19 protein-coding genes are annotated in these 21,770 nt (G+C 71.0%); 10 read left to right on the top strand and 9 right to left on the bottom strand.

Annotation, left to right across the window (positions count from 1 at the left end):
* Window positions 1-189: 189 nt before the first annotated feature.
* From ACIQ9E_RS09455 to ACIQ9E_RS09470, 4 genes are all read right to left on the bottom strand, one after another.
* Complete coding sequence (locus tag ACIQ9E_RS09455) at window positions 190-1,395, bottom strand: cytochrome P450 (protein WP_403704501.1); 1,206 nt, start codon at window positions 1,393-1,395, stop codon at window positions 190-192.
* 64 nt (window positions 1,396-1,459) lie between these two features.
* Entirely contained in the window at window positions 1,460-2,128 is a 669-nt protein-coding gene (locus tag ACIQ9E_RS09460) for a response regulator (protein ID WP_403704503.1), read from the bottom strand.
* A complete protein-coding gene (locus ACIQ9E_RS09465) occupies window positions 2,125-3,594 on the bottom strand; it encodes a sensor histidine kinase (RefSeq protein WP_403704506.1) in 1,470 nt (489 codons plus the stop codon). The genes ACIQ9E_RS09460 and ACIQ9E_RS09465 overlap by 4 nt, the downstream gene beginning before the upstream one ends.
* A 313-nt stretch (window positions 3,595-3,907) precedes the next feature.
* Complete coding sequence (locus tag ACIQ9E_RS09470; RefSeq protein WP_403704509.1) at window positions 3,908-4,708, bottom strand: diacylglycerol kinase; 801 nt, start codon at window positions 4,706-4,708, stop codon at window positions 3,908-3,910.
* A gap of 164 nt (window positions 4,709-4,872) precedes the next feature.
* On the opposite strand from ACIQ9E_RS09470, the gene ACIQ9E_RS09475 reads away from it, so the two are divergent.
* A complete protein-coding gene (locus ACIQ9E_RS09475) occupies window positions 4,873-6,156 on the top strand; it encodes an adenylosuccinate synthase (protein ID WP_403704512.1) in 1,284 nt (427 codons plus the stop codon).
* Between the two features lie 224 nt (window positions 6,157-6,380).
* Window positions 6,381-6,944, top strand: coding sequence for an RICIN domain-containing protein (locus tag ACIQ9E_RS09480; RefSeq protein ID WP_403704515.1), 564 nt, complete (start codon window positions 6,381-6,383; stop codon window positions 6,942-6,944).
* A gap of 221 nt (window positions 6,945-7,165) precedes the next feature.
* Here ACIQ9E_RS09480 and ACIQ9E_RS09485 read toward each other — a convergent pair whose 3' ends face one another.
* Window positions 7,166-9,130, bottom strand: coding sequence for an ABC transporter ATP-binding protein (locus tag ACIQ9E_RS09485; protein ID WP_403704518.1), 1,965 nt, complete (start codon window positions 9,128-9,130; stop codon window positions 7,166-7,168).
* A 142-nt stretch (window positions 9,131-9,272) separates the two neighbouring features.
* Here ACIQ9E_RS09485 and ACIQ9E_RS09490 point away from each other — a divergent pair, with 142 nt between their 5' ends.
* Window positions 9,273-10,946, top strand: coding sequence for a TerD family protein (locus tag ACIQ9E_RS09490; RefSeq protein WP_403704521.1), 1,674 nt, complete (start codon window positions 9,273-9,275; stop codon window positions 10,944-10,946).
* A gap of 40 nt (window positions 10,947-10,986) precedes the next feature.
* Here the strand turns inward: ACIQ9E_RS09490 and ACIQ9E_RS09495 are convergent, their stop codons facing one another.
* A complete protein-coding gene (locus ACIQ9E_RS09495) occupies window positions 10,987-12,393 on the bottom strand; it encodes an aspartate aminotransferase family protein (protein ID WP_403704524.1) in 1,407 nt (468 codons plus the stop codon).
* Window positions 12,394-12,537: 144 nt separating this feature from the next.
* On the opposite strand from ACIQ9E_RS09495, the gene ACIQ9E_RS09500 reads away from it, so the two are divergent.
* Window positions 12,538-13,194, top strand: a complete 657-nt coding sequence (locus tag ACIQ9E_RS09500) for a type 1 glutamine amidotransferase family protein (protein WP_403704527.1) — start codon at window positions 12,538-12,540, stop codon at window positions 13,192-13,194.
* Complete coding sequence (locus ACIQ9E_RS09505; protein WP_403704530.1) at window positions 13,191-13,688, top strand: MarR family winged helix-turn-helix transcriptional regulator; 498 nt, start codon at window positions 13,191-13,193, stop codon at window positions 13,686-13,688. The genes ACIQ9E_RS09500 and ACIQ9E_RS09505 overlap by 4 nt, the downstream gene beginning before the upstream one ends.
* Window positions 13,689-13,979: 291 nt before the next feature.
* Here the strand turns inward: ACIQ9E_RS09505 and ACIQ9E_RS09510 are convergent, their stop codons facing one another.
* Window positions 13,980-14,492, bottom strand: a complete 513-nt coding sequence (locus ACIQ9E_RS09510; RefSeq protein ID WP_403704532.1) for an RICIN domain-containing protein — start codon at window positions 14,490-14,492, stop codon at window positions 13,980-13,982.
* Between the two features lie 297 nt (window positions 14,493-14,789).
* Here ACIQ9E_RS09510 and ACIQ9E_RS09515 point away from each other — a divergent pair, with 297 nt between their 5' ends.
* The 4 genes from ACIQ9E_RS09515 to ACIQ9E_RS09530 all read left to right on the top strand — a co-directional run bounded on the left by ACIQ9E_RS09515 (window position 14,790) and on the right by ACIQ9E_RS09530 (window position 18,702).
* The gene (locus tag ACIQ9E_RS09515; RefSeq protein ID WP_403704535.1) at window positions 14,790-16,394 is read left to right on the top strand and encodes a serine/threonine-protein kinase; all 1,605 of its coding nucleotides are present in this window, start codon (window positions 14,790-14,792) and stop codon (window positions 16,392-16,394) included.
* Between the two features lie 83 nt (window positions 16,395-16,477).
* Window positions 16,478-17,245 carry a sensor domain-containing protein gene (locus ACIQ9E_RS09520; RefSeq protein WP_403704538.1) on the top strand — a complete coding sequence of 256 codons (768 nt, stop codon included), beginning with the start codon at window positions 16,478-16,480 and terminating at the stop codon, window positions 17,243-17,245.
* A 170-nt stretch (window positions 17,246-17,415) separates the two neighbouring features.
* The gene (locus ACIQ9E_RS09525) at window positions 17,416-17,676 is read left to right on the top strand and encodes a hypothetical protein (RefSeq protein ID WP_403704541.1); all 261 of its coding nucleotides are present in this window, start codon (window positions 17,416-17,418) and stop codon (window positions 17,674-17,676) included.
* Window positions 17,677-17,931: 255 nt separating this feature from the next.
* Window positions 17,932-18,702, top strand: coding sequence for a hypothetical protein (locus ACIQ9E_RS09530; protein WP_403704543.1), 771 nt, complete (start codon window positions 17,932-17,934; stop codon window positions 18,700-18,702).
* Window positions 18,703-18,866: 164 nt separating this feature from the next.
* Here ACIQ9E_RS09530 and ACIQ9E_RS09535 read toward each other — a convergent pair whose 3' ends face one another.
* Window positions 18,867-19,910 carry an SGNH/GDSL hydrolase family protein gene (locus ACIQ9E_RS09535; protein ID WP_403704546.1) on the bottom strand — a complete coding sequence of 348 codons (1,044 nt, stop codon included), beginning with the start codon at window positions 19,908-19,910 and terminating at the stop codon, window positions 18,867-18,869.
* A 209-nt stretch (window positions 19,911-20,119) separates the two neighbouring features.
* Here ACIQ9E_RS09535 and ACIQ9E_RS09540 point away from each other — a divergent pair, with 209 nt between their 5' ends.
* Window positions 20,120-20,983 (top strand): YwqG family protein, encoded by an 864-nt coding sequence (locus tag ACIQ9E_RS09540; protein WP_403704549.1) that lies wholly within the window; start codon window positions 20,120-20,122, stop codon window positions 20,981-20,983.
* On the opposite strand, the gene ACIQ9E_RS09545 is transcribed toward ACIQ9E_RS09540, so the two are convergent.
* Window positions 20,970-21,263 (bottom strand): GNAT family N-acetyltransferase, encoded by a 294-nt coding sequence (locus ACIQ9E_RS09545; RefSeq protein ID WP_403704552.1) that lies wholly within the window; start codon window positions 21,261-21,263, stop codon window positions 20,970-20,972. The two genes, ACIQ9E_RS09540 and ACIQ9E_RS09545, sit on opposite strands and share 14 nt — an antisense overlap.
* Window positions 21,264-21,770: the final 507 nt, after the last annotated feature.

Genomic DNA, 21,770 nt, shown 5'->3' on the forward strand with positions numbered 1-21,770 from the left:
CGGGGACGGGGGCGGGGACGGGCGGCGTTTTCAAGGCGCCGCCACTCTGTCCGGCCCGACCTCGACATCGTTCGACGCCCGTGGCCGAGGGTGCCGGTGCCGCATGAACCAGAGAGTCGAGACGATCGTCCTGGACTGCCTCCGAGCGCCCCACTGCGAGGCAGACGGCGCGAGCCCTCCCGCTGCCCCTTACAGCTCCACCGGCAGTGCGTGGACGCCCCTGATCACATAGCCCGGCTTCCACTCCGGCTCCCCCGCCAGGCGCATCGTCGGGGCCTCGCGGAGCAGTTCGCCGAAGGAGGCCGCCAGTTCGATCCGGGCCAGCGGGGCGCCCAGGCAGAAGTGGATGCCCGCGCCGAAGGTGATATGCGGATTGTCGGTACGGGACAGGTCGAGGCGGTCCGGATCGTCGAAGCGCGCCGGGTCGCGGTTGGCCGAGCCGAAGAGCAGGGCCAGTTCGGCGCCGCGCGGGACGACCGTACCGCCGATCTCGATATCGTCGAGGACCCACCGCTCGAACATCTGGAGCGGGGTGTCGAACCGCATCAGCTCCTCCACCGCCGTCGGCAGCAGCGCATGGTCGGCGCGGAGGGCGGCGAGCTGCTCCGGGTGGCGGAAGAGCGTCCACCAGCCGTTGGCCGTGGTGTTGACGGTCGCCTCGTGGCCCGCGTTCAGCAGCAGCACACAGGTGGAGATCATCTCCTGTTCGCTGAGCCGGTCGCCCTCGTCGTAGGCCGCGATCAGCGCCGAGATCAGGTCCTCGCCCGGGTCGGTGCGCCGCTGGGCGATCAGCGTCCGCAGATACGCGGAGAATTCGGCCGACGCCGTCACCGCCTTCCGCGCGGTCTCCTCCGACGGGTTCAGCTCGAACATCCCGCAGATATCGGCGGACCAGGGCCGCAGCAGATACCGGTCCGGTTCCGGAATGCCCAGCATCTCCGCGATCACCGCGACCGGCAGCGGTTCCGCGACGTCCGCCAGCAGATCCCCGCCGCCGTCCTTCTTCAGCCCGGCGACCAGCTCCGCCGCCAGCCGCCGCACGGTCGGCTCCAGCGCGGCCACCGTCCGGGGTGTGAACGCCTTGGTGACCAGCCGCCGGATCCTGGTGTGGTCGGGGGCCTCCAGATCGAGGATCCCGTTGTCGTTGAGGGTGTGGAACGGCTCGTGCTCCGGCGGCGGGGCCGTCCGGCCGAACTCCTCGTGGCTGAAGCGGTGGAGATACGTCCGCCCCAGCCTGCGGTCCCGCAGCAGCGCCGACACATCGGCGTAGTGGGGGACCAGCCACTGCCGCGTCGGCTCGAACCAGTGCACCCGCCCGTCGGCCCGCAGCCGCTCGTAGGCGGGGTACGGATCAGCGACGAAAGCGGGTGACCATGGCTCGAAAAGTGCGTCCATAATCGGACGTTAACCGCCGGTAGGGGGTTCTGGCCAGGCCCCCACCAGCACGGATGCCGAAAAGCTATGAAGGTGTGACAAGCCGCGCCTCGTAGGCGAATACAGCGGCCTGGGTCCGGTCCCGCAGCCCCAGCTTCACCAGGACCCGGCTCACGTGCGTTTTGATCGTCGACTCGGCGACCACCAGATGCTCCGCGATCTCCGCGTTCGACAGCCCCTGGGCGATCAGTACCAGGACCTCCGTCTCCCGCTCGGTGAGATCACCGACCTGGGCCACGGCGCCCGCCTTCGGCGCCTGGGTGATCCGGGAGAACTCGGTGATCAGCCGGCGGGTCACGGTCGGCGCCAGCAGCGCCTCGCCCGCGGCGACGACCCGGACGCCGTCCGCGAGCTGCCGGGCGGAGGCGTCCTTCAGCAGAAACCCGGACGCCCCCGCGCGCAGCGCCTGGTACACGTACTCGTCCAGGTCGAACGTGGTCAGCACCAGCACCTTGGTGTCGGCGGACGAGGCGACGATCTCACGGGTGGCTTCGATCCCGTTCAGCTCCGGCATCCGGATGTCCATCAGGACCACATCGGGCGCCAGCTCGGCGACCTTGGCGACCGCCTCGCGGCCGTTGACGGCCTCGCCGACGACCTCGATGTCCGGCATGGCGTTGAGGAGGACGGAGAAGCCTTCCCGGACCATCATCTGGTCGTCGCAGATCAGGACCCGGATGGTGGAGGCGGTCACGAAGGCTTCTCCTCGGTGCTGGCAGGCGTGGTGGGCTTCTCCAGGATGACGGTCCGCCGCTCCGTCCCGTCCGCCGGGCCCGTACCGGGAATGCCGGGGTTCCCGGTGGCACGCGCCCGCTCCGCTCCCGCCGTCCCCTCCGGCTCGGGTGTCCGGCCCTGCTCCGGCGCCTGTTCCCGCTCCGTGAGCGCGACCGGGACGAACACGGTCACCTCGTACCCGCCGTCCTCCGTCGCCCCCGCCGTCAGCTCGCCGCCGAGCATCGCGATCCGCTCCCGCATCCCGGTGATCCCGTGCCCGGCGCCCGGCGACGGCCGCACCTGGCCCTGCGGCGCGGTGTTCACCACCCGCAGCCCGAGCCCCCCGAGGACATAGCTGACCTCCACCCGGGCGGTCGCGCCGGGAGCATGGCGCAGCACGTTGCTCAGCGCCTCCTGCACGATGCGGTACGCGGACAGCTCGACGCCCTGGGGAAGGGGCCGGACCGCTCCGGTGACGATCTTCTCCGCGTCGAGACCGGTCTCCCGGACATTGGCGACGAGGCTGTCGAGGTCGGCGAGGACGGGCTGGGGCGCGTCGGGCGCCTCGTAGTCCTCCGCGCGGACGACTCCGAGGATGCGGCGCAGTTCGGTGAGGGCGGAGACGGCGTTCTCGCGGATGGTGGCGAAGGCCTTCACCAGCTCCTCGGGCGGGTTCTCGACTCGGTAGGGCGCGGCCTCGGCCTGGATGGCGACCACGGACATGTGGTGGGCGACGACGTCGTGCAGTTCGCGGGCGATGGTGGTGCGCTCCTCCAGCACGGTCCGCTTGTCGCGCTCCACGGCAGTCACGGTCCGCTCGGCACGCACCTGCTGGTCGGCGGTCCTGCGGACACTGATCGCGACGGCCACCACGAGCACCATGGCCGAGCCCAGGAACATCTGCGGATTGTTCTGGAAGTAGTAGTCGCCGATGACGACCTCGGCGCCGACGCTGCTGATGGTGGTGAGCAGCCACATCCAGGCCGCGGCCCTGGGCCGGGACCGGACCGCGACCACGAACATGATCAGCAGATGGGCGACGAAGGCGCCCGGCAGCCAGTGGTAGGAGTCGTAGTAGCCGGTGAACAGCGAGGTCCAGGTGGGCGCGGTCAGGGTGAGCCAGAAGGCGCCGACGGGCCGGATCACGGCAAGGGCGATCAGCGCGGCCGGCAGCATGTTCTCGAAGAACATGTCGGCGTTCAGACCCTGGTAGACGAGTCCGGCGCCGCCGATGACGGCCGCGACGAAGAGCATGAAGGCGTGCGGTATCCACTGCACGCACTTCCGTATCGGGTCGGGCAGCCCTCCGAGCAGGGCCCCGTCGGTCCGCATCGGCGACAGGGGGCGGTAGGCGAAGGCATCGTGGATGAGGTCCTCGCGCAGGCCGTGGAGGACCCCGACGGCCAGGCGGAATTCGGGGCTGCGGTTCGTCTCGGTCACGACCATGACGGTACGGGGGCCGACCAGGCACGTCGTCCGTACGGATACGGATCCTGCGGTGTCCGCCTCAAGGACTACGGCCCCCTCCTCAGGACGGGCAGGCGCCCCGTGCCGTCAGGCACAGGGGCCTGGGGGCACTCCCCCTGGGCTTCGCCCGGAGGCACCCCCACCCACGCCGCCAGGCGTAGGGGTGGGGGTACCACCCACGCCGCCAGGCGTAGGGGGAGGAACTGCGCGCTCAGCCACGGACTGCCCGCAGTCGGCACCATGACAGCAACCCGCCCCCACCTGACCCGCCCCCCCCACCCCGCCGGACGGCTCACGGCAGGGTCAGGCCCCACGCCCCCGCCCTCAGCACCCACGTCCTGGTCCTGACCGGGCCCGTGACCGTGGTGTCCGCCCGATAGCGGAAGTCCGCTCCGGAGACCGTCACCGTCGACGCCTTCACGGTGACCGGCGGGCCCGGCGCGGGATGGTGCACGGTGACCACCGCACGGCCGTGCGCCGTACGGAGAGTGACTCCGGCCACTTCCTCGTGGAGATCGCACAGCAGCGCGCCGTCCGCCTCCACCCGCAGCCGGTGGCCGGGACCGGGCTCGGGAGCGGGTGCGGCCCGGCGCGCCCCCCGCCGCCCCCGGAACAGCGCCCGCCACGCGCCCCGCAGCGCCGTCCCGGCCCCGCCGCGGCCGCCCGGCGGCGCCGGGATCGCCACATCGCCGACCACGATCCCGTCGCTCTCGTCGACCAGCAGGTCGAACCGGCGCACCACCCCGTCCAGCACCGCACGCGCCGCCGCGACCGGCCCCGGCGGCACGCCCAGGGAGTGCGCGAGCCCCACCCCGGGCCCCACCGGGACCAGGGAGAGCGTGCCGTCGCCCGGCGGCCGGTCCCGGTGCAGCAGGGCGACCGCGCGCAGCAGCGCCCGGTCGTCACCGACGATCACGGGCCGCCGGGAGCCCCGCCTGGCCAGCGCCCTGGCGAACTCCTCAGGACTCTCCGGAAGGCAGATTTTCGCCCGCGATCCACCGCACAGCACATCTTTCGCGATCCGCACGGACTCGCCGTCATTACGGCGGGCGACCGGGTCGATGACCACCAGGAGCTGGTCGTGAGCCGACACCTCGGTCCTTCCTCGGGTAGCATCTTTGTGCAAGAGCCCCTTGCGCGATTGCGCCAGGGGCTTCGTCTATTCCGGGGCAACCGGTCCAATGGATCCAGGACGAACGAGGGACGCACTGATCCCCCTGACCTTGGACATGCCCCGCCCGGAAGGGGTGTACGCCTGTGCCCGCACTTGTGCTGCTCGGTGCTCAGTGGGGTGACGAGGGCAAGGGGAAGGCCACCGACCTCCTCGGTGGATCCGTCGACTATGTGGTGCGTTACCAGGGCGGCAACAATGCCGGCCACACGGTCGTCGTCGGCGATCAGAAGTACGCGCTGCACCTCCTCCCCTCCGGGATCCTCTCACCGGGGTGCACCCCGGTGATCGGCAACGGTGTGGTGGTGGACCCGGCCGTCCTCCTCTCCGAGCTGAGCGGGCTCAATGACCGGGGCATCGACACCTCGAAGCTCCTGATCAGCGGAAACGCCCATCTGATCACCCCGTACAACGTCACGCTGGACAAGGTGACGGAACGGTTCCTCGGAACGCGCAAGATCGGCACCACGGGCCGTGGCATCGGCCCGACCTACGCCGACAAGATCAACCGTGTGGGCATCCGGGTCCAGGACCTCTACGACGAGTCGATCCTGACCCAGAAGGTCGAGGCGGCGCTGGAGGCGAAGAACCAGCTCCTCGCCAAGGTCTTCAACCGCCGGGCCATCGAGGCCGAGCGGATCGTCGAGGAGATGCTCCAGTACGCGGACCGGATCCGGCCGTACGTCGCGGACACCACGCTGATCCTGAACAACGCCATCGACGAGGGCAAGGTCGTGCTCTTCGAGGGCGGCCAGGGCACCCTGCTGGACGTCGACCACGGCACGTACCCCTTCGTCACCTCGTCGAACCCGACGGCGGGCGGCGCGTGCACGGGTGCGGGCGTCGGCCCGACCAAGATCAGCCGGGTCATCGGCATCCTCAAGGCGTACACGACCCGTGTCGGCGCCGGCCCGTTCCCGACGGAGCTGTTCGACGAGGACGGCGAGGCGCTGCGCCGGATCGGCGGCGAGCGGGGTGTGACCACCGGCCGTGACCGCCGCTGCGGCTGGTTCGACGCGGTGATCGCCCGTTACGCGACCCGGGTCAACGGTCTGACGGACTTCTTCCTCACCAAGCTGGACGTCCTCACGGGCTGGGAGCAGATCCCGGTCTGCGTGGCGTACGAGATCGACGGCAAGCGGGTCGAGGAGCTGCCGTACTCGCAGACCGACTTCCACCACGCCAAGCCGGTCTACGAGATGCTGCCGGGCTGGTCGGAGGACATCACCAAGGCGAAGACCTTCGCGGATCTGCCGAAGAACGCGCAGGCGTACGTGAAGGCGCTGGAGGAGATGTCGGGCGCGCCGATCTCGGCGATCGGTGTCGGCCCCGGCCGTACCGAGACCATCGAGATCAACTCCTTCCTCTGATGCGTGACCCCGGGCACTGAGCCCGGGGGCCGGAGTGCCGGACGGCGCCCCGGGCGGGACCCCGCGGTCCTGCCCGGGGCGCCGTCGTATGCGCTCCGCGTACGCCCCGGGTGTGCTCATCCGTCTATTGGCGCGTTGCAGCGACACCCCGCATGACCGCCCCCACCGCAGGTTACGTATGGCGACGATCAGTAACCCACTGTGAGTGAAGGGATGGTTGTCCGATGCGTTCTGTGCTGAAGGCGAGTGCCGCTGTTGTCGCGGCTGCCGGTGCGCTGGCCCTGGGGATGTCCGGTACGGCGGCGGCGGGTGCGCCGGTGCCGGTGACGGAGGGCGCCGCGGCTGCCGCGGTGAACGTCCAGAGGGTCACGCTGCGGCTGGCGAGCGACCCGGGCCAGACCGCCGACGTCAGCGGTGCGTCCACCCAGAACGGCGCGAACGTCATCCAGTGGGCGCTCTCGCGGAACGCCAACCAGCTCTGGGAGCCGGAGGCGGTCGGCGGCGGCTACTACCGCTTCAAGGCGGTCCACAGCGGGCTCTGTCTCAACGTCCGCGGCGGCGGCAACCAGGACGGCGCGGAGATCATCCAGTACACCTGCGGCAACGCCGCCAACGAGCAGTGGAAGTTCGTCGCGAAGGGCACCGGCTACCAGCTCGTGGCCCGCTCCAGCGACAAGTGCCTCAACGTCCGGGGCGGGGTCGGCCAGGGCCGCAACCTCATCCAGTACACCTGCACGGCCGACGGCGCGGCCAATGACGTCTGGCTGCCGGTCTGGGAGACCGTCTGACGGTGACGGCGGGGGCTGCGGCACCCGTCTTACGGTGACGGCCGGGGGCCGCCGCCGGGCGCTCGGCCCCGGCGGCGGCCCCGCGGGCGTTCTGGGGGGGGCGCCCCCGACCGGTGTGGACGAGCCCCGCTCGGTGACGGCCGGGCCCAGCCCGCCGCCCCCGCCCCGGGAGCCCCTCGGCCCCGGGCAGCCCCCGGGAACCCGGCAACGACCGGGCGTCTCTAGACCGCCGCCCGCGCCCCGTCCCCCGCGAAGCCGTCCGTGAATCCTTCCGCGAGGCCCTCCGCGAGGCCTTCCGCGACGTTCTCCGCAAGGCCCTCCGCGCCGCTCTCCGCGAACTGCGTGTCGTGCAGCTCCGCGTACCGGCCTCCCGCCGCCAGCAGCGCATCGTGCGTCCCTCGTTCCACCACCCGGCCGTCCTCGACCACCAGGATCTGGTCCGCCGCCCGGACCGTGGACAGCCGGTGCGCGATGACCAGGGCCGTACGGTCGGCGAGCGCCTCCGCGAGCGCGGCCTGGACCGCCGCCTCCGAGGTGTTGTCGAGGTGCGCGGTCGCCTCGTCGAGGATCACCACCCGCTGCCGGGCCAGCAGCAGCCGGGCGATGGTCATGCGCTGCCGCTCGCCGCCGGAGAGCCGGTATCCGCGTTCGCCGACGACGGTGTCGAGACCGTCCGGCAGGGCGCGTACGAGCGGGGCCAGCCGGGCCCGTTCCAGCGCGGCCCACAGCTCGTCCTCGGTCGCGTCCGGCCGGGCGAGCCGGAGATTCGCCCGTACGGACTCGTGGAAGAGGTGCCCGTCCTGGGTGACCATGCCGACGGTGGCCCGCAGCGATTCCGCCGTCAGCTCGCGGACGTCGACCCCGCCGATCCGGATCGCCCCGGAATCCACGTCGTACAGCCGCGGCAGCAGTCCCGCGATCGTCGACTTGCCCGCGCCCGAGGTGCCGACGAGGGCGATCGTCTGCCCCGGTTCGGCGCGGAACGAGATGCCCTTGAGGACCTCGTCGCCGCCGCGGGTGTCCAACGCGGCGACCTCCTCCAGCGAGGCGAGGGAGATCTTGTCGGCGGACGGGTAGCCGAAGCGCACCTCGTCGAACTCCACCGACAGCGCGCCACCGGGCGTCCCGCGGGCGTCGTCCGCCTCTTCGATGAGCGGTTTGAGGTCGAGTACCTCGAAGACCCGCTCGAAGCTGACGAGCGCGCCCATCACCTCGACCCGGGCGCCCGCCAGCGCGGTCAGCGGGGCGTAGAGCCTGGTCAGCAGCAGGGCGAGGGCGACGACGGCCCCGGGTTCCATGCTGCCGCGCAGCGCGTACCAGCCGCCGAGCCCGTAGACCAGGGCCAGTGCGAGTGCGGAGACCAGGGTCAGCGCGGTGATGAAGACGGTCTGCGCCATCGCCGTACGGACACCGATATCCCGTACCCGGCGGGCCCGTTCGGAGAACTCGCGCGACTCCTCATCGGGCCGTCCGAACAGCTTCACCAGGGTGGCCCCGGGCGCGGAGAACCGTTCGGTCATCCGCGTACCCATCTCCGCGTCGAGCCGGGCCCCTTCCCGCTGGAGGGCGGCCATCCGGGTGCCCATACGCCGCGCGGGCAGCACGAACACCGGCAGCAGGACCAGCGCGAGGAGGGTGATCTGCCAGGAGAGGGTGAGCATCACGACGAGCGTGAACAGCAGCGTCACCAGATCCCCGGCGACCCCGGACAGGGTGGTGCTGAAGGCCCGCTGCGCGCCGATGACGTCGTTGTTGAGCCGGCTGACCAGCGCGCCGGTACGGGTCCGGGTGAAGAAGGCGACGGGCATTTTCTGTACGTGGTCGAAGACGGCCGTCCGCAGGTCGAGGATGAGCCCCTCCCCGAGCCGTGCCGACAACAGGCGCTCGACCAGGCCGAGTCCGGCCTCGGCGACGGCGATGACCGCGATCAGCACCGCGATCTTCACGACGGTCCCGGTGTCTCCGCCGCTGACGATCGTGTCCACGACCCGCCCGGCGAGTACGGGTGTGGCGACGGCGAGCAGCGCGGTGGCGACGCTGAGCGCGAGGAACTGGACGATCCGTCTGCGGTGCGGCCGGGCGAACTCCCCGATCCGCCGCAGGCTCGCGCGGTTGAAGGGACGCCGGTCCTGTTCGGCGTGCATGGCGCGGTAGGCCTGCACCCAGGCCGTGGTCTCCATACTCATAACGGGAACCGTAGAACCTCAACCAATCTTGAGGTCAACTGTGGCGGCGGCGTCCGGCCCGGCGGTCCCGGACGGGCGCGACGCGCGGGGCGGGGACGAAGGGCGTCGACGCGGAGGTGTCCCCGATGTCAGCATGTGCCGCATGACGAATATCCCCAAGGGCGCGAATGTCCATGTGCCGCATGCGCCGTTGCGTGTCCTGATGGGGTACACGCCCACTCCGGCCGTTCCCGTCATCGAGTCGCTCGCGCTGCTGCTGGACGCCGGGGACCGGGCCCGCTCGCGGTACGACCTGCTCCATATACCCGACCAGGCCCGGCACCCCTCGGGGGCGGTTGCACACCTCGGGCGGACGAATGTCCTCGGGATCCTCGGCTACGAGGACCAGGTCGTCCAGTGGGATGTGATTCTGCCGGTCGTGGAGCCGGAGGTGGGACGCATCCTGATCCTCGCCACCGCGGACGGGCTCTCCGGCGGCCCGGTGCTCGGCCAGGTGCCGGGGCTGTACATCCAGGTGCGGACGGTGGAGGGGGCCCCGGTCGCGCGGTACGACGTGACCGACGCGGGCAGCGAGAAGGTGCTGCTGATGGGCGAGTTCTACCGGCGGGACGGCGGCTGGAAGTTCCGGGCGGTGGGGCAGGGGTACGCCTCCGGGCTCGCGGGGATCGTCGCGGACTACAAGCGGCTGGGCGGGGACTCCGGGGCGGCCCCGGCCGGGGGTTCCGTACCGCAGTTCGCGCCGCCGCCGTACCAGGCGCCACAGCAGATGCCGCAACAGGTGCCGCAGCAGCAACAACAGCACATGCCTCCCGGCCCGTACCACCAGCAGTACGGGACCCAGCACGGGCAGCAGTCCGGGCAGCAGTACGACCCCTACGCTCCGCCCGCCGCACCTCAACAACCCGCTGTCACAGGACACATGAGGGCACCCCTGCCCGGACGCTCGTACGCCCCCGGCCATCGCATCGTCGACCCGGTGGCCCCGGCGGCGGCGCCCGCTCCGGCGCCCCCGTTCCAGGTCCCGCAGCCGCCCCACCAGCATCAACATCAGCAGCCTTACCAGCACCAGCACCAGCACCAGCACCAGCCCCCGGCTCCGTACCCGCACGACCCCTTGTTCGGACCGGTCGCGGATCTCTACCGGGCCCAGGCCCAGCAGCCCCCGGACCCGACCGCCCACGACACCGCCCCCGCCGACCCCTTCGCCCGCTTCCCCGCCTTCGCGCCCCAGTCCGTCCGCGGTTCGGGCGACGGCGCCCCGCTCTTCCCCGGCCCCTTCCCGCCCGGCCCGATCCTGCTGGAGATGGTCTTCCGCGACCGGGACACGGACTGGCCGGTGGTGCATCAGCTCAACCAGCGCCGTGAACCGGCGAATCTGCTGCTGGGCGGCGAGTGCGAGGGCGAACTCGTGGCCCGGGCGCCCGCGGTGGCGCCCGACAGCTACCCCCTGGGCGTCAAGGTCATGTCCTCCGCGGCCTGGACGATCACCGCGCTCCCGCTCTCGGGGACCCGGCGGCTCGGCGCGCGGGTGCCGGCCCACGGCGAAGGCTCGGACGTCCTCTCGTACCACGGCCCGGAGGCCCGGCTGGAGATCGACTACCGGGCCGATCCGCGCGACCACGAATCGTCGATGAGCCTGATCGCGATGGGCCTCGACGAGATCGACATGGCCGAGGCGGACTTCGTCGATACCGACTACCTCCTCACCTCGGCCGTCGGCCCGTTCCGGCAGACGGTTCATCTGCCCGGCGGCACCCGGCTGATCCAGGTATCGGCCAAGGGGGGATGGACGCTCACGGCCCACCCCCACCACTGACCCACCGGTACCAGTACCGGGTACCGCCGCCCGCGGACCGTCAGTCGGCGTAGGCGTCGGCCGCCGAAAGCGCTGCGTCCAGCGCCTCCAGACCCTCCTTGGCCTCGGCCGGAGTGATGGTGCACGGCGGCACCACATGCGTGCGGTTCATGTTGACGAACGGCCAGAGCCCGTTCGCCTTGCAGCCCGCGGCGAAGCCCGCCATGGCCACGTTGTCGGCCGGACTCGGGTTGTACGGCACCAGGGGCTCCCGGGTCTCCTTGTTCCGTACGAGGTCGAGTGCCCAGAACACGCCCGTACCGCGGACCTCGCCGACGCTCGGATGCCGTTCGGCCAGTTCGCGCAGGCCCGGTCCGATGACGGTCTCGCCGATCGCGGCCGCGTGCTCGACGACGCCTTCCTCCTCCATCACCCGGATCGTGGCGACGGCGGCGGCGCAGGCCAGCGGATGGCCGGAGTAGGTGAGCCCGCCGGGGTAGGGGCGCTTGTCGAACGTGGCGGCGATCTCCGCGGAGATCGCGACCCCGCCGAGGGGTACATAACCCGAGTTGACGCCCTTGGCGAAGGTCAGCAGATCGGGTACGACGCCGAAGTGTTCGGCCGCGAACCACTTGCCCGTCCGTCCGAAGCCGGTCATCACCTCGTCGAGGACGAAGACGATGCCGTGCCGGTCGCAGAGTTCGCGGACGCCCGCGAGATAGCCGGGCGGTGGAACCATGATCCCGGCCGTGCCGGGGATGGTCTCCAGGACGATCGCGGCGATCGTGCCCGGCCCCTCGAAGGCGATCGTGTCCTCCAGATGCTTCAGCGCGCGGGCGCACTCCTCGGCCTCGGTCACGGCGTGGAACGGGGAGCGGTAGAGGAACGGCGTCCAGAAGTGGACGACCCCGGCGGTGCCGGTGTCGGACGCCCAGCGGCGCGGATCGCCGGTGATGTTGACCGTGGTGTGGGTGCCGCCGTGGTACGAGCGGTAGGCGGCGAGGACCTTGGGGCGGCCGGTGTGCAGCCGGGCCATCCGTACGGCGTTCTCGACCGCCTCCGCACCGCCGTTGGTGAAGAAGATCTTGTCGAGGTCGCCGGGGGTGCGCTCGGCGATCAGCCGGGCCGCCTCGGAGCGCGGTTCGACCGCGAAGGCGGGGGCGAAGGTGACGAGCTTCGCGGCCTGCTCCTGGATCGCGGCGACGACCTTCGGGTGCTGGTAGCCGATGTTGGTGTAGACGAGGCCGCTGGTGAAGTCGAGATAGCGGCGGCCGTCGTAGTCCCAGAAGTACGAGCCCTCGGCACCGGCGACGGCGAGGGGGTCGATCAGGCCCTGGGCGGACCAGGAGTGGAAGACGTGCGCCCGGTCGGCGGCCTTCACGGCGGCACCGGCGGCCCGGGACACGGCCGCGAGGGTGTCGTCCTGGGTGCCGTCGGTCGGGGAGGAGGCGGTGGTTCGAGGGGTCATGCGCGTCAGCGTAAGGAGGGACTGCCCCTCCCCGGCAGCGGCACGTTGTCTGCGATGCGCCCCTGAGCTGCGGCGTTCTGTCGCTCCGACGGGGTTGTCCATCAATTGATTGACAGCATGCTGTCATCATGACAGCTTTCTGTCATGACAGCGGCCAGGGAGCAGCAGAGCAACGGCAAGGGCACCGACCGGACCGGTGGCACCGACCGCATCGTTCACCTCGCGGTCTACGACACCTGGGCGGACTGGGAGACGGGCCATGCCGCCGCCGTCCTCGCCCGGCACGGCTGGACCGTGCGCACGGTGGGCCCCACCACCGATACCGTCACCACCATGGGCGGCCTGAGGGTCCGGCCCGATCTCGCCCTCGCCGATCTCGCCCCGGCCGACAGCGCGCTGCTGATCCTGGCGGGCGCGGGAGCCTGGGACGCGGGCGACGCTCTCGCGCCGTTCGCCGCCAAGGCGCGGGAGTTCCTCGGCGCGGGCGTGCCGGTCGCCGCGATCTGCGGAGCCACGGCCGGGCTCGCCCGCGAGGGGCTGCTGGACGACCGGGACCACACGAGCGCGGTCTCCTTCTATCTTGCGGCGACCGGCTACGGGGGCGGGGAGCATTACCGGGAAGCGGACGCGGTCACGGACGGCGATCTGATCACGGCCGGTCCGACCGAGCCCGTCGCGTTCGCCCGGGAGATCCTGGCCCGGCTCGGGGTCTACGAGGGCGAGCAGCTCGACGCCTGGTACCGGCTCTTCCACGACTCCGACCCCTCGGCGTACGCGGTCCTGGAAGGCGAGCCGGCGTGAGCGGCCCCGGCGATGCGGCGGAGACCCCGGACGAGCGCCGGCGGCGGCTGGAACAGCAGGCGCTGCTGACGCGTACCGCGCTCGGGGTGTTCCGGCTCAACGGCCACTTCATCGCGGTCTCGGAGCGGATCGCGAAGGCGGGCGGGCTGACGGCGGCCTCGTGGCAGGTGCTGGGCGCGGTGGCCCGGGTCCCGCAGCCGGTCTCGGCGCTGGCCCGCGCAATGGGCCTGACCCGCCAGAGCGTCCAGCGGACGGCGGACCTCCTGGTCGACCAGGGTCTGGCGGTCTACCGCCCCAACCCGGCCCACCGCCGCGCCAAACTCCTCTCGGCCACCGCCGAGGGCCGGGCCGCCCTGGGCCGTCTGGGCCCGGGCCACGCGACCCTGGCGTCCCATCTGGCGGAAACGCTGGGCCCGGAGGCCTTCGCGGAAACGGCCGAGGTCCTGGAACGCCTGTCGGAGGCCATGGCAACGGCGGAATCACCGGACACCTGACAGGGGCGGTACGGGCGGGAAGGGGCGCTGGGGGCACTCCCCCTGGGCTTCGCCCGGAGGCACCCCCACCCACGCCGCCAGGCCTAGGGGTGGGGGTACTTCCTACGCCGCCAGGCGTAGGGGTGGGGGTACTTCCTACGCCGCCAGGCGTAGGGGTGGGGGCACCTCCCACGCCGCCAGGCGTAGGGGGAGGCTGCGCGACCAGCCGCCCGCAGACGGCCCGCGTTCGGCCGCGCATCCGCCACCACCACCAACGGCGCTTCCCGCACCCCTTCCCCGGGCCCCGAGGCCCTACGGCTGAAGACGTTCGATGGCGAACGTCTGGCTCTCCTTCGCCAGCTCGCACTCCGTCTGCACGATCGGCGCCCCCGCCGCCTCACTCCCGCCCTTCACATCCAGGCACTTCCCGGCGAACGTCTCGATGGCATAGCCCTCGCCGCCCGGCACCACACGGAACCGCTGGTTCGGCTGTCCGCCGCACTCGTAGCCGATGACCGGCGCGTCGGCCGCGGTGCTGGCTTCCTTGACGTCGAGGCACTGGTTGGTGCCCAGTTCCCGGATCTCGTACGCGCCCCCGCCGACCGACTTGAACTCGAACTGCTGGTCGGCAGCGCCCGTACAGTCCGACTGGACCAGCAACTTGTCGGCGGCCCGGAGTTCGAGGCAGAGGCCCGCGAACGATTCGGCCGTGTAGAGGGTCGCGGCCGCGGCGGCCTGGGCGCCGGGCGCGCCGAGCAGTCCGGTCGCCGCCGCGCCCGCGATCACCGCGGCCGCCAGGGTCTTCTTCCCCGCACGCACAAACATGGGAGCACCTTTCGAGAGTTTCGGGCGTCGCGCTGGAGGCGACAGGAGGGGGCCGGGGCAGTGCCCCGGCCCGCCCAGTCTTCGGCCGCGCGAGATCACCGGGAAAGGGCGACCGGCGATCTTCCCGCCTTCGGGTGAACCCCGGCGCACGCCCGTGACGCCGGTCGGCGCAACCCCCGCCCCGGCCGCGGTCCGCAACCGCTCCCGGCGGGTGGTCAGGGGCGGGGCACGGCCTGTGCCGGGCGCGGCCTATCCTCATGGAATCCAGCGACGGGGATGACGGGGCCAGGGGGAACGATGGAGATGCTGGCGCCTGGGGATCCGCGCCGGATTGGCTCGTACCGGCTGCTCGCCCGTCTCGGCGCGGGCGGTATGGGCCAGGTGTATCTGGCCCGCAGCGACCGGGGCCGTACGGTCGCGGTCAAGCTCGTCCGGGCCGAACTCGCCGCCCAGGAGTCCTTCCGGGAGCGCTTCCGGCTGGAGGTGAACGCGGCCCGCCGGGTCGGCGGCGAGTGGACCGCGCCCGTTCTGGACGCGGACACCGAGGCGGCCGTGCCATGGGTGGCCACCGGCTATGTCGCGGGCCCGTCGCTGAGCGACGTGGTTGCCAAGGGGCACGGCCCGCTGCCGGAGCGTTCGGTGCGCATTCTGGGCGCCGGTCTGGCGAACGCCCTGCGCTCCATCCACGGCGCGGGTCTGATCCACCGCGATCTGAAGCCGTCGAACATCCTGGTCACCATCGACGGCCCGCGGGTCATCGACTTCGGCATCGCGCGGGCGCTGGAGGCGGCGGACGCGGGTATCACCCGTACCGGGGCGGTGGTCGGTTCGCCCGGTTTCATGGCGCCCGAGCAGGTGCGGGGCCTGCGGGTGACGGCCGCGAGCGACGTGTTCTGCGTCGGCTCGATCCTGATGTTCGCGGCGACCGGACGGCTGCCGTTCGGCGGTACGGAGAACAGTCACGCCGTCATGTTCCGGATCGCGGAGGAGGAGCCGGACCTCGGCGGGCTCCCGGCCGGTCTCGTGGAGCTGGTACGGGACTGTCTGCACAAGGACCCGGTGCGGCGGCCGTCGCCGGACGAACTCCTCGCCCGGACGGCGGGACCGGCGGCGGAGTCGGACGGCGAACCCTGGCTGCCGGGGGCGCTGGTGGCACAACTGGGTCGGCACGCGGTCCGGTTGCTGGAGGTCGAGCACAGCACGGGTCCGCAGCCGCGGGTCTCGCTGCCGCAGCCGCCTGCGTACGGCCGCCACGGGGCACCCGCCCCGGCCACGGCGGTGGCGCCGGCCCCACCGGCACCACCGGCACCGGTGGTGCTCACGACCGCGGCGCAGCCCCCCGCTCCCCGGCGCCGCCGGATCGGAACCTATCTGGCCCTCGCGTTCGTCCTGCTGGTCGCCGTCCCCGTGGTGGCCGGACTCGTCTACACGAATTTCCTGGCGGACGACGGCGACGACGGCGCGAAGGTCTCGGGCCGGGAGACAACACCGGTTGCCACCGGCCGGAACTCCCCTGCGCCGGAGGGAGACGGGCAGCTGAAACCCGGTGATATCACGCGAGATAACGGAAACAGCGTGCCGGAGCCATATATTGGCACGTGGCGTGCGACATCCACGTCTGCGCAGGGGGAGCGCGTGCACACGATGACCATCGAAGGCGGTACGTCCGGCGAGAAGGTCATGAGACTGGTTGAGACAGCGCCCGAGTACGAGTGCGTCTGGTCGGCCACGCTGAAATCCGCGGGCACTCCGCTCGAACTCGGCCCCAGCAGAGTCGAATCGGGGGAAGCGAAGTGGTGCGGGCCGGGTGCGTGGAGCAGGCTGGAGATGCCCGGCGGCTCGACGATCGTCCGCGAACTGGTCGGATCGGATAAAACTCCGCTCCGGTATACGAAGCAGTAGCAGTATGTCCCGCGGCGGCCCGCCGGCCGCCGCAACCCTGTAACGCCTGTCATGTCCCGCCCATTCCTCAAGGAAGCCTTTTCATGCAGACCGCCATTGTCCGCCGTGGTGCCGTTGCCGCGTCCGCCGTCTCTCTCGCCCTGCTGCTCGCCGCCTGCGGCGGGGAGGACGGGACGAAGGACTCCAAGGGGGACAAGGCGGGTGGTGAGGGGACGAAGCAGTCGGCTCCGGCCAAGTCGCAGGCCGAGCTGGACAAGCTGATCGTCGCGCAGACGGATCTCAAGGGCCACAGCGTGAAGACCCCGCTGCCCGCCGAGCTGAAGGACGCGAAGACCGCCACGGTCGACAAGAACGAGTGCGCGCCCCTGAACGAGGTCCTCGTCATCGGCGCCCCCGGCACCGAGGGCGCCCTCGCGGCCCGGCAGACGTCGCGGATGCCGGGAGAGAAGCCGACGTCCGGCACCGAGGACGAGAAGGCCCAGGCCGCGCTGGAGGCACTCAAGAGCGCGTCCATCAACCTGCTCACCCTCGGCTCGTACGCGGACGCCGACGCCGCCGGGAAGGCCATGGCCGACCTCAAGAAGTCCGCGGAATCCTGCGCCTCGGGCTTCACCAACACGGTGACCACCGAGAAGACCAAGTTCACCAAGATCGCCCCCGGCTCCTACAAGGGCGGCGACGAGGCCCTCGCGTACACCGTCACGGCGGAGACGGGCGAGGGCCCGGTAGAGAGCGAGGTCGTCGTGGTCCGCAAGGGCACGGAGATCGTCTCCGCACACTCCGTCAGCTTGAGCGGCAAGGCCGCACAGCCGCTGGACATTATCGAAGCCCAGCTCAAGAAGCTGGGCTGACCCGGTCCGGGTCGGCGGGTACGGCGGGCAACAACCGCCGTACCCCTTCCTTCCGCCCCCTCGGTGGGGCCGCGGCGGGACCGGTTCCCACCGGCGGATCAGGGCGCGTACCGGGTTCTCCCCGGGGGTGCCCTGATCCGCCGTTTGCGTGGTGGTGGCATCCTTGCCCGGTGTCCTCATCCGATCATGCGAGCGCGGTGTTCTTCGATGTCGACGGCACCCTCGTCGCCACACGAGTGGGGCCGGATCCCCGCTCTTGCGGAGCTGTCGGGGACAGCCGCTCCGACTTACCGCTGTTCGCTCCCGTCGGGTTGAGTGTGGCGTTCAACGCTTCCGCGGGAGCGCCCGAGACGGCCACTGTCGCCGTCGACGGTGACGATCTGCGGAGCGTGCTTCCGTTCCTGAGCCGTCTGGTCGCATCCACTCTTTGACGGCCACCACGAGAGGGCGCCTCGCGCCCGTGAGCGGGTTCGCCGCGTGCCGACGCGCGGACACCGGCGGCATCGTACGGCCGCACCGCTCGAAATCCGGAGCTGCCCGAGGCCTCGACGGTCGTCCGCGAACCGGTCGGGTCGGGGGAACTCCGCTCCGCTCCACTCAGCAGTAACAGCAGGTCCCGTGGCGGCTCGTCCGTCCCGGCCCTGTACCGCAACTCATGCCCAGCCATTCCTCAAGGAAGCCCTTTCATGCAGACCGCCATTGTCCGTCGTGGTGCCGTTGCCGCGTCCGCCGTCTCCCTCGCCCTGCTGCTCGCCGCCTGCGGTGGTGACGACAGCAACAAGGACACCAAGGGGGAGAAGGGCGGAAAGGAGGAGGTGAAGCAGTCGGCTCCGGCCAAGTCGCAGGCCGAGCTGGAAAAGCTGATGTTCGCCAAGACGGACCTCAAGGGGTACGAGGTGGATACTCCGACTCCCGCGGAGCTGAAGGATGCGAAGGCCGCCACCGCCGACAAGAAGGAGTGCGCGACGCTGAACGAGGCCCTCGCCGTCGGAGCCCCCGGCCCCGAGGTCGCCTTCGCCGCGCGCCAGGTGGCGCACTCGCCGGGTACCCCCGAGAAGGCGACCGGCACCATCGACGAGAAGACCGAAGCAGCGATCCAGGCCATCAACAACGTGACGGTGAACCAGCTCTCGCTGGGTTCGTACCCGGACGGCGAGGCCGCCGGGAAGGCCATGGCCGAACTGAAGAAGTCGGCGGAGTCCTGCGCCTCGGGCTTCACCAGCACGGTGGCGGCCGACAAGACCAAGTACACCAAGGTCGCCCCCGGCTCCTACACCGGCGGCGACGAAGCCTTGGCTTACACCGTCACGATGGAACTCGATGGCGAGCCGATGAAGAGCCGGCTCGTCGTGGTCCGCAAGGGCACGGAGATCTTGAACTCCCACAGCCTGACGTTCAGTGGCGAGCCCGCGCCGTCGAAGGACGTCATCGACGCCCAGCTCAAGAAGCTCGGCTGACCCGGTCCGGGTGACCGGATCCGGCGGACAGCAACTGCCTTAGCCCGTCTCACCCACCTGACCAGCCGGATGTCCGGCGGGGGCCTGGGTGACGACCCCTTTCAGCATCCGGGCCGGAGCCCCGGGGCCGCGCCTTTCGCGTGGTCACCCGGGGCTCCGGTGGGTCAGCGTTCGAGGAGGGCGATGCGGATGGCGCGTTCGACGTGGGCCGCGGTGTTGGCGTAGCCGGCGGCGTTGGGGTGGACCAGGGTGACGCGCTTGCCGATGAGACCGCAGTTCAGCAGCGTGCCGGGAAGGCTCTTGGGCCAGTAGTCCGCGGCGGTGCCGCAGAGCCCCTCGACCCACTTGGTGTCCGCGGGCTGGCAGGCGTCGTGCCCGATGCTGGAGGAGTAGACGTCGGTGTACCGGTCGCCGAAGAAGTCCGTGACGCGCTTGATGGTGCTGTTCAGCGGCTTGAGGACGTCTTCACGCAGCCAGTCGATGTCCGCGTGGTTGATCGGACCCAGCTCGGTGAGGGAGAGGCGGTTGCATTCGCTGCCCGTCTCCGGCAGGACGGCCGGGTAGCCGACCGTGATCACCTTGGCGTTGGGTGCGGCCTGGTGCACCTTGGCCAGCATCTCGATGTACTCGTCCTGGACGCGGGCGAGCTTGTCCTGGATGCTCTCCTCGCCCTCGGGCGGGTTGGTGTAGAAATCGCGACAGTTCTTGCCCACCGCGCCCTGTTCCAGGCACTTGAGGAGAATGCCGCCGAAGGGCAGGCTGTTGCCGCCGACGCCGACGGTGACGACGTCGGTCCCGTCGCCGAGCCGGGCCCGCTGGATCTGCGGGTCCACCGCGGGCCAGCCGTCCGCGGGAGGCTCGACCGGGCTGATCGGCTTCTGCTTCTCGTTGGCGATATCGGCGATGGTGGCATTGCCGCAGCTGACGTTGGTCAGGTTGACGGGCTTGCCGGGCGGGAACTCGGCCAGCTCGCGGTCGACGACGTCGGGGTAGGCGTTGGTGGTGCGGTCGCAGCCGTCACGTGAGGGGTCACCCAGCGGGGGCTGCGGGTCTCCGACGAAGCCGCCGGCGGTGTACGAGTCGCCGAGCGCGGCCCACTCGTACTGGTCGGCCGCCCCGACGGACCCGGAGGGCACCAGTACGGACGCCGCCAGCGCGAGCCCGACGGCCAGTGCGCGCATACGCGGGCGGGAGACAGGGTGTCGCATGAATCCTCCGTGATCTGGGGGAAGGCGCCCGGGGCCGGAATGCGGCCCCGGGTGGAAGGGCACCTCGCCCAAGATCATCTACGCTGCCACCCCGCATTTCCGAGGGATCGGACCTACCGCCTCCGATTGGGGTAAATGGTCAGATCTATCGTGTCCCCGCGCTCCGGCGCCACGGGTGGATGTCAGTGGCAGCGGGGAGCATGGGCGCCATGACCGACGAACGGCTCTCCCGGCTCGCCGCCGAACATCTGCCCGCTGATCTCGCCGAGCGGTGGATCGCACTGCTGCGACCGTGCATACGTCTGCGCCGGTCCGCCCGGGGCGAGCGAACCGCCGCCGCCCTCGGCGGTGTACCGGAACTGCCCGCCGGGGTCGGCTGGCCCGAGTGGCAGGGGCACGGACCGCTGTCCTTCGTCGCGTCGGTGCGGTGCGCGGAGCTGCCGCACGAGGGGCTGGCCGAGGAGTTCCCGTACGACGGGACCCTGTTCTTCTTCTGCTACGACGGCTGGGCCGACACCGACGGCGAAGGGGCCTTTGTCTCCGTCTACGACCCCGAGTCGCGGCCCGGGGCCCAGGTGCTGTACGTCCCGGAAGGCACGCCGGTCTCCCCGGCGGAGGCACCGGAGGGGCTGAATCCCTACCCGCGACTGGACCTGACCGCGGCCCCGGAGCCGAGTGCCCCTGACCTCTGGCTGCCTCAGGTCCGGGAAGCCCTGCTCGGAGACCGCAGACCGTGGCCCGAACTGCGTGAGACCCCCGCCGGGATCCGTTCGTTCCGCCGTGCTTTGATGCGGTTGAACGACCGAGCCGGCCACCGGATCGGCGGCCACGCCGTACCCGTCCAGGGCCCGGTGGAGTACGAGGTCGCGAACGCGGAGACCGGTGTCGAACGCCCCTGGGGTGACGCACTCCTGGACGAGGAAGCCGGACGCTGGTTGGTCCTCGCCCAGTTCGACAGCGACAGAGAAGCGGACATGGTGTGGGGCGACGAGGGCACCCTGTACTGGCTGATCCGCCCGGAGGACCTGACCGCCCGGCGCTTCGGCGAGGCCCGACTCGTCATCCAGTGTTAGAGGGCTGGACGGGTATGGACCTCGGGGTGGCAGCCCGCAGCCTGAGCACCATCACCGCGTACACGGGAGAGTCCTCGGAGGGTTGTGCCTCGTCATACTTTACGTAACCCCACTTCTCGTACAGTGCCTGCACCTTGAGGTGGGCGGAGTCGACGAGGAGCGTTGCGAAGTCGGCGTCGGCCGACTGGATCAGCGCATCGTGAATCTGCTGTGCCCGTCCGGTGCCCTGCCACTGGGGGACCACCATGAGTTCGGACAGCGCGAAGATCCGGCCGCGCACGCTCCGGGGGCCGAACCGACCCCTTCCACCAGCCTCCGGGTTTGAACGCGGAGCCGTACGCGTACCCGGCCGGAATGCCGCTCTCCCATCCCGAGACACACCGCCAGTCCGGACGTCCGGACCACAGTTCGACGAAGTACGAGAATCTCTCGCGAGAGTGGAACGGGTCGGGATCGCCCTTGTACACCTCATCGTGCAGGTCCAGAAGCAACGAGCGCACGTCCCGGGCATCTGCGTGCGTGTACCACTTCAGGTCCATCGGCGGGACTCCTCGATCCAGCGCACAACGTCAGGTGTCTTTTTCCCCGAGGTTCGACGACATATCGCGTTGCGGGACCTGTTGGCTCCCGCACTGTGATGTTTGCGCTGTGTACAAAGGCTGGCAGAGGTACCCGTCCGACCCGTTGCCTGAACATGTGTGGGTCCCCTCCGGATGGACAGTGCGGCCCCGGGTACTTCGCTCAGACCGGTGGCGTGCCGGGTGGGGACTTGGGAGTGGGCTTGGGC

Origin of the sequence: Streptomyces sp. NPDC094448 (assembly GCF_044763775.1) — a bacterium.
Lineage (GTDB): Bacteria > Actinomycetota > Actinomycetes > Streptomycetales > Streptomycetaceae > Streptomyces.

Excerpts from the sequence above, each read along its gene's own strand:
- ACIQ9E_RS09455 (WP_403704501.1), bottom strand. The coding sequence starts at position 1,395 with ATGGACGCACTTTTCGAGCCATGGTCACCCGCTTTCGTCGCTGATCCG.
- ACIQ9E_RS09465 (WP_403704506.1), bottom strand. The coding sequence starts at position 3,594 with ATGGTCGTGACCGAGACGAACCGCAGCCCCGAATTCCGCCTGGCCGTC.
- ACIQ9E_RS09480 (WP_403704515.1), top strand. The coding sequence starts at position 6,381 with ATGCGTTCTGTGCTGAAGGCGAGTGCCGCTGTTGTCGCGGCTGCCGGT.
- ACIQ9E_RS09485 (WP_403704518.1), bottom strand. The coding sequence starts at position 9,130 with ATGAGTATGGAGACCACGGCCTGGGTGCAGGCCTACCGCGCCATGCAC.
- ACIQ9E_RS09490 (WP_403704521.1), top strand. The coding sequence starts at position 9,273 with ATGACGAATATCCCCAAGGGCGCGAATGTCCATGTGCCGCATGCGCCG.
- ACIQ9E_RS09495 (WP_403704524.1), bottom strand. The coding sequence starts at position 12,393 with ATGACCCCTCGAACCACCGCCTCCTCCCCGACCGACGGCACCCAGGAC.
- ACIQ9E_RS09500 (WP_403704527.1), top strand. The coding sequence starts at position 12,538 with ATGACAGCGGCCAGGGAGCAGCAGAGCAACGGCAAGGGCACCGACCGG.
- ACIQ9E_RS09510 (WP_403704532.1), bottom strand. The coding sequence starts at position 14,492 with ATGTTTGTGCGTGCGGGGAAGAAGACCCTGGCGGCCGCGGTGATCGCG.
- ACIQ9E_RS09515 (WP_403704535.1), top strand. The coding sequence starts at position 14,790 with ATGGAGATGCTGGCGCCTGGGGATCCGCGCCGGATTGGCTCGTACCGG.
- ACIQ9E_RS09520 (WP_403704538.1), top strand. The coding sequence starts at position 16,478 with ATGCAGACCGCCATTGTCCGCCGTGGTGCCGTTGCCGCGTCCGCCGTC.
- ACIQ9E_RS09530 (WP_403704543.1), top strand. The coding sequence starts at position 17,932 with ATGCAGACCGCCATTGTCCGTCGTGGTGCCGTTGCCGCGTCCGCCGTC.
- ACIQ9E_RS09535 (WP_403704546.1), bottom strand. The coding sequence starts at position 19,910 with ATGCGACACCCTGTCTCCCGCCCGCGTATGCGCGCACTGGCCGTCGGG.
- ACIQ9E_RS09540 (WP_403704549.1), top strand. The coding sequence starts at position 20,120 with ATGACCGACGAACGGCTCTCCCGGCTCGCCGCCGAACATCTGCCCGCT.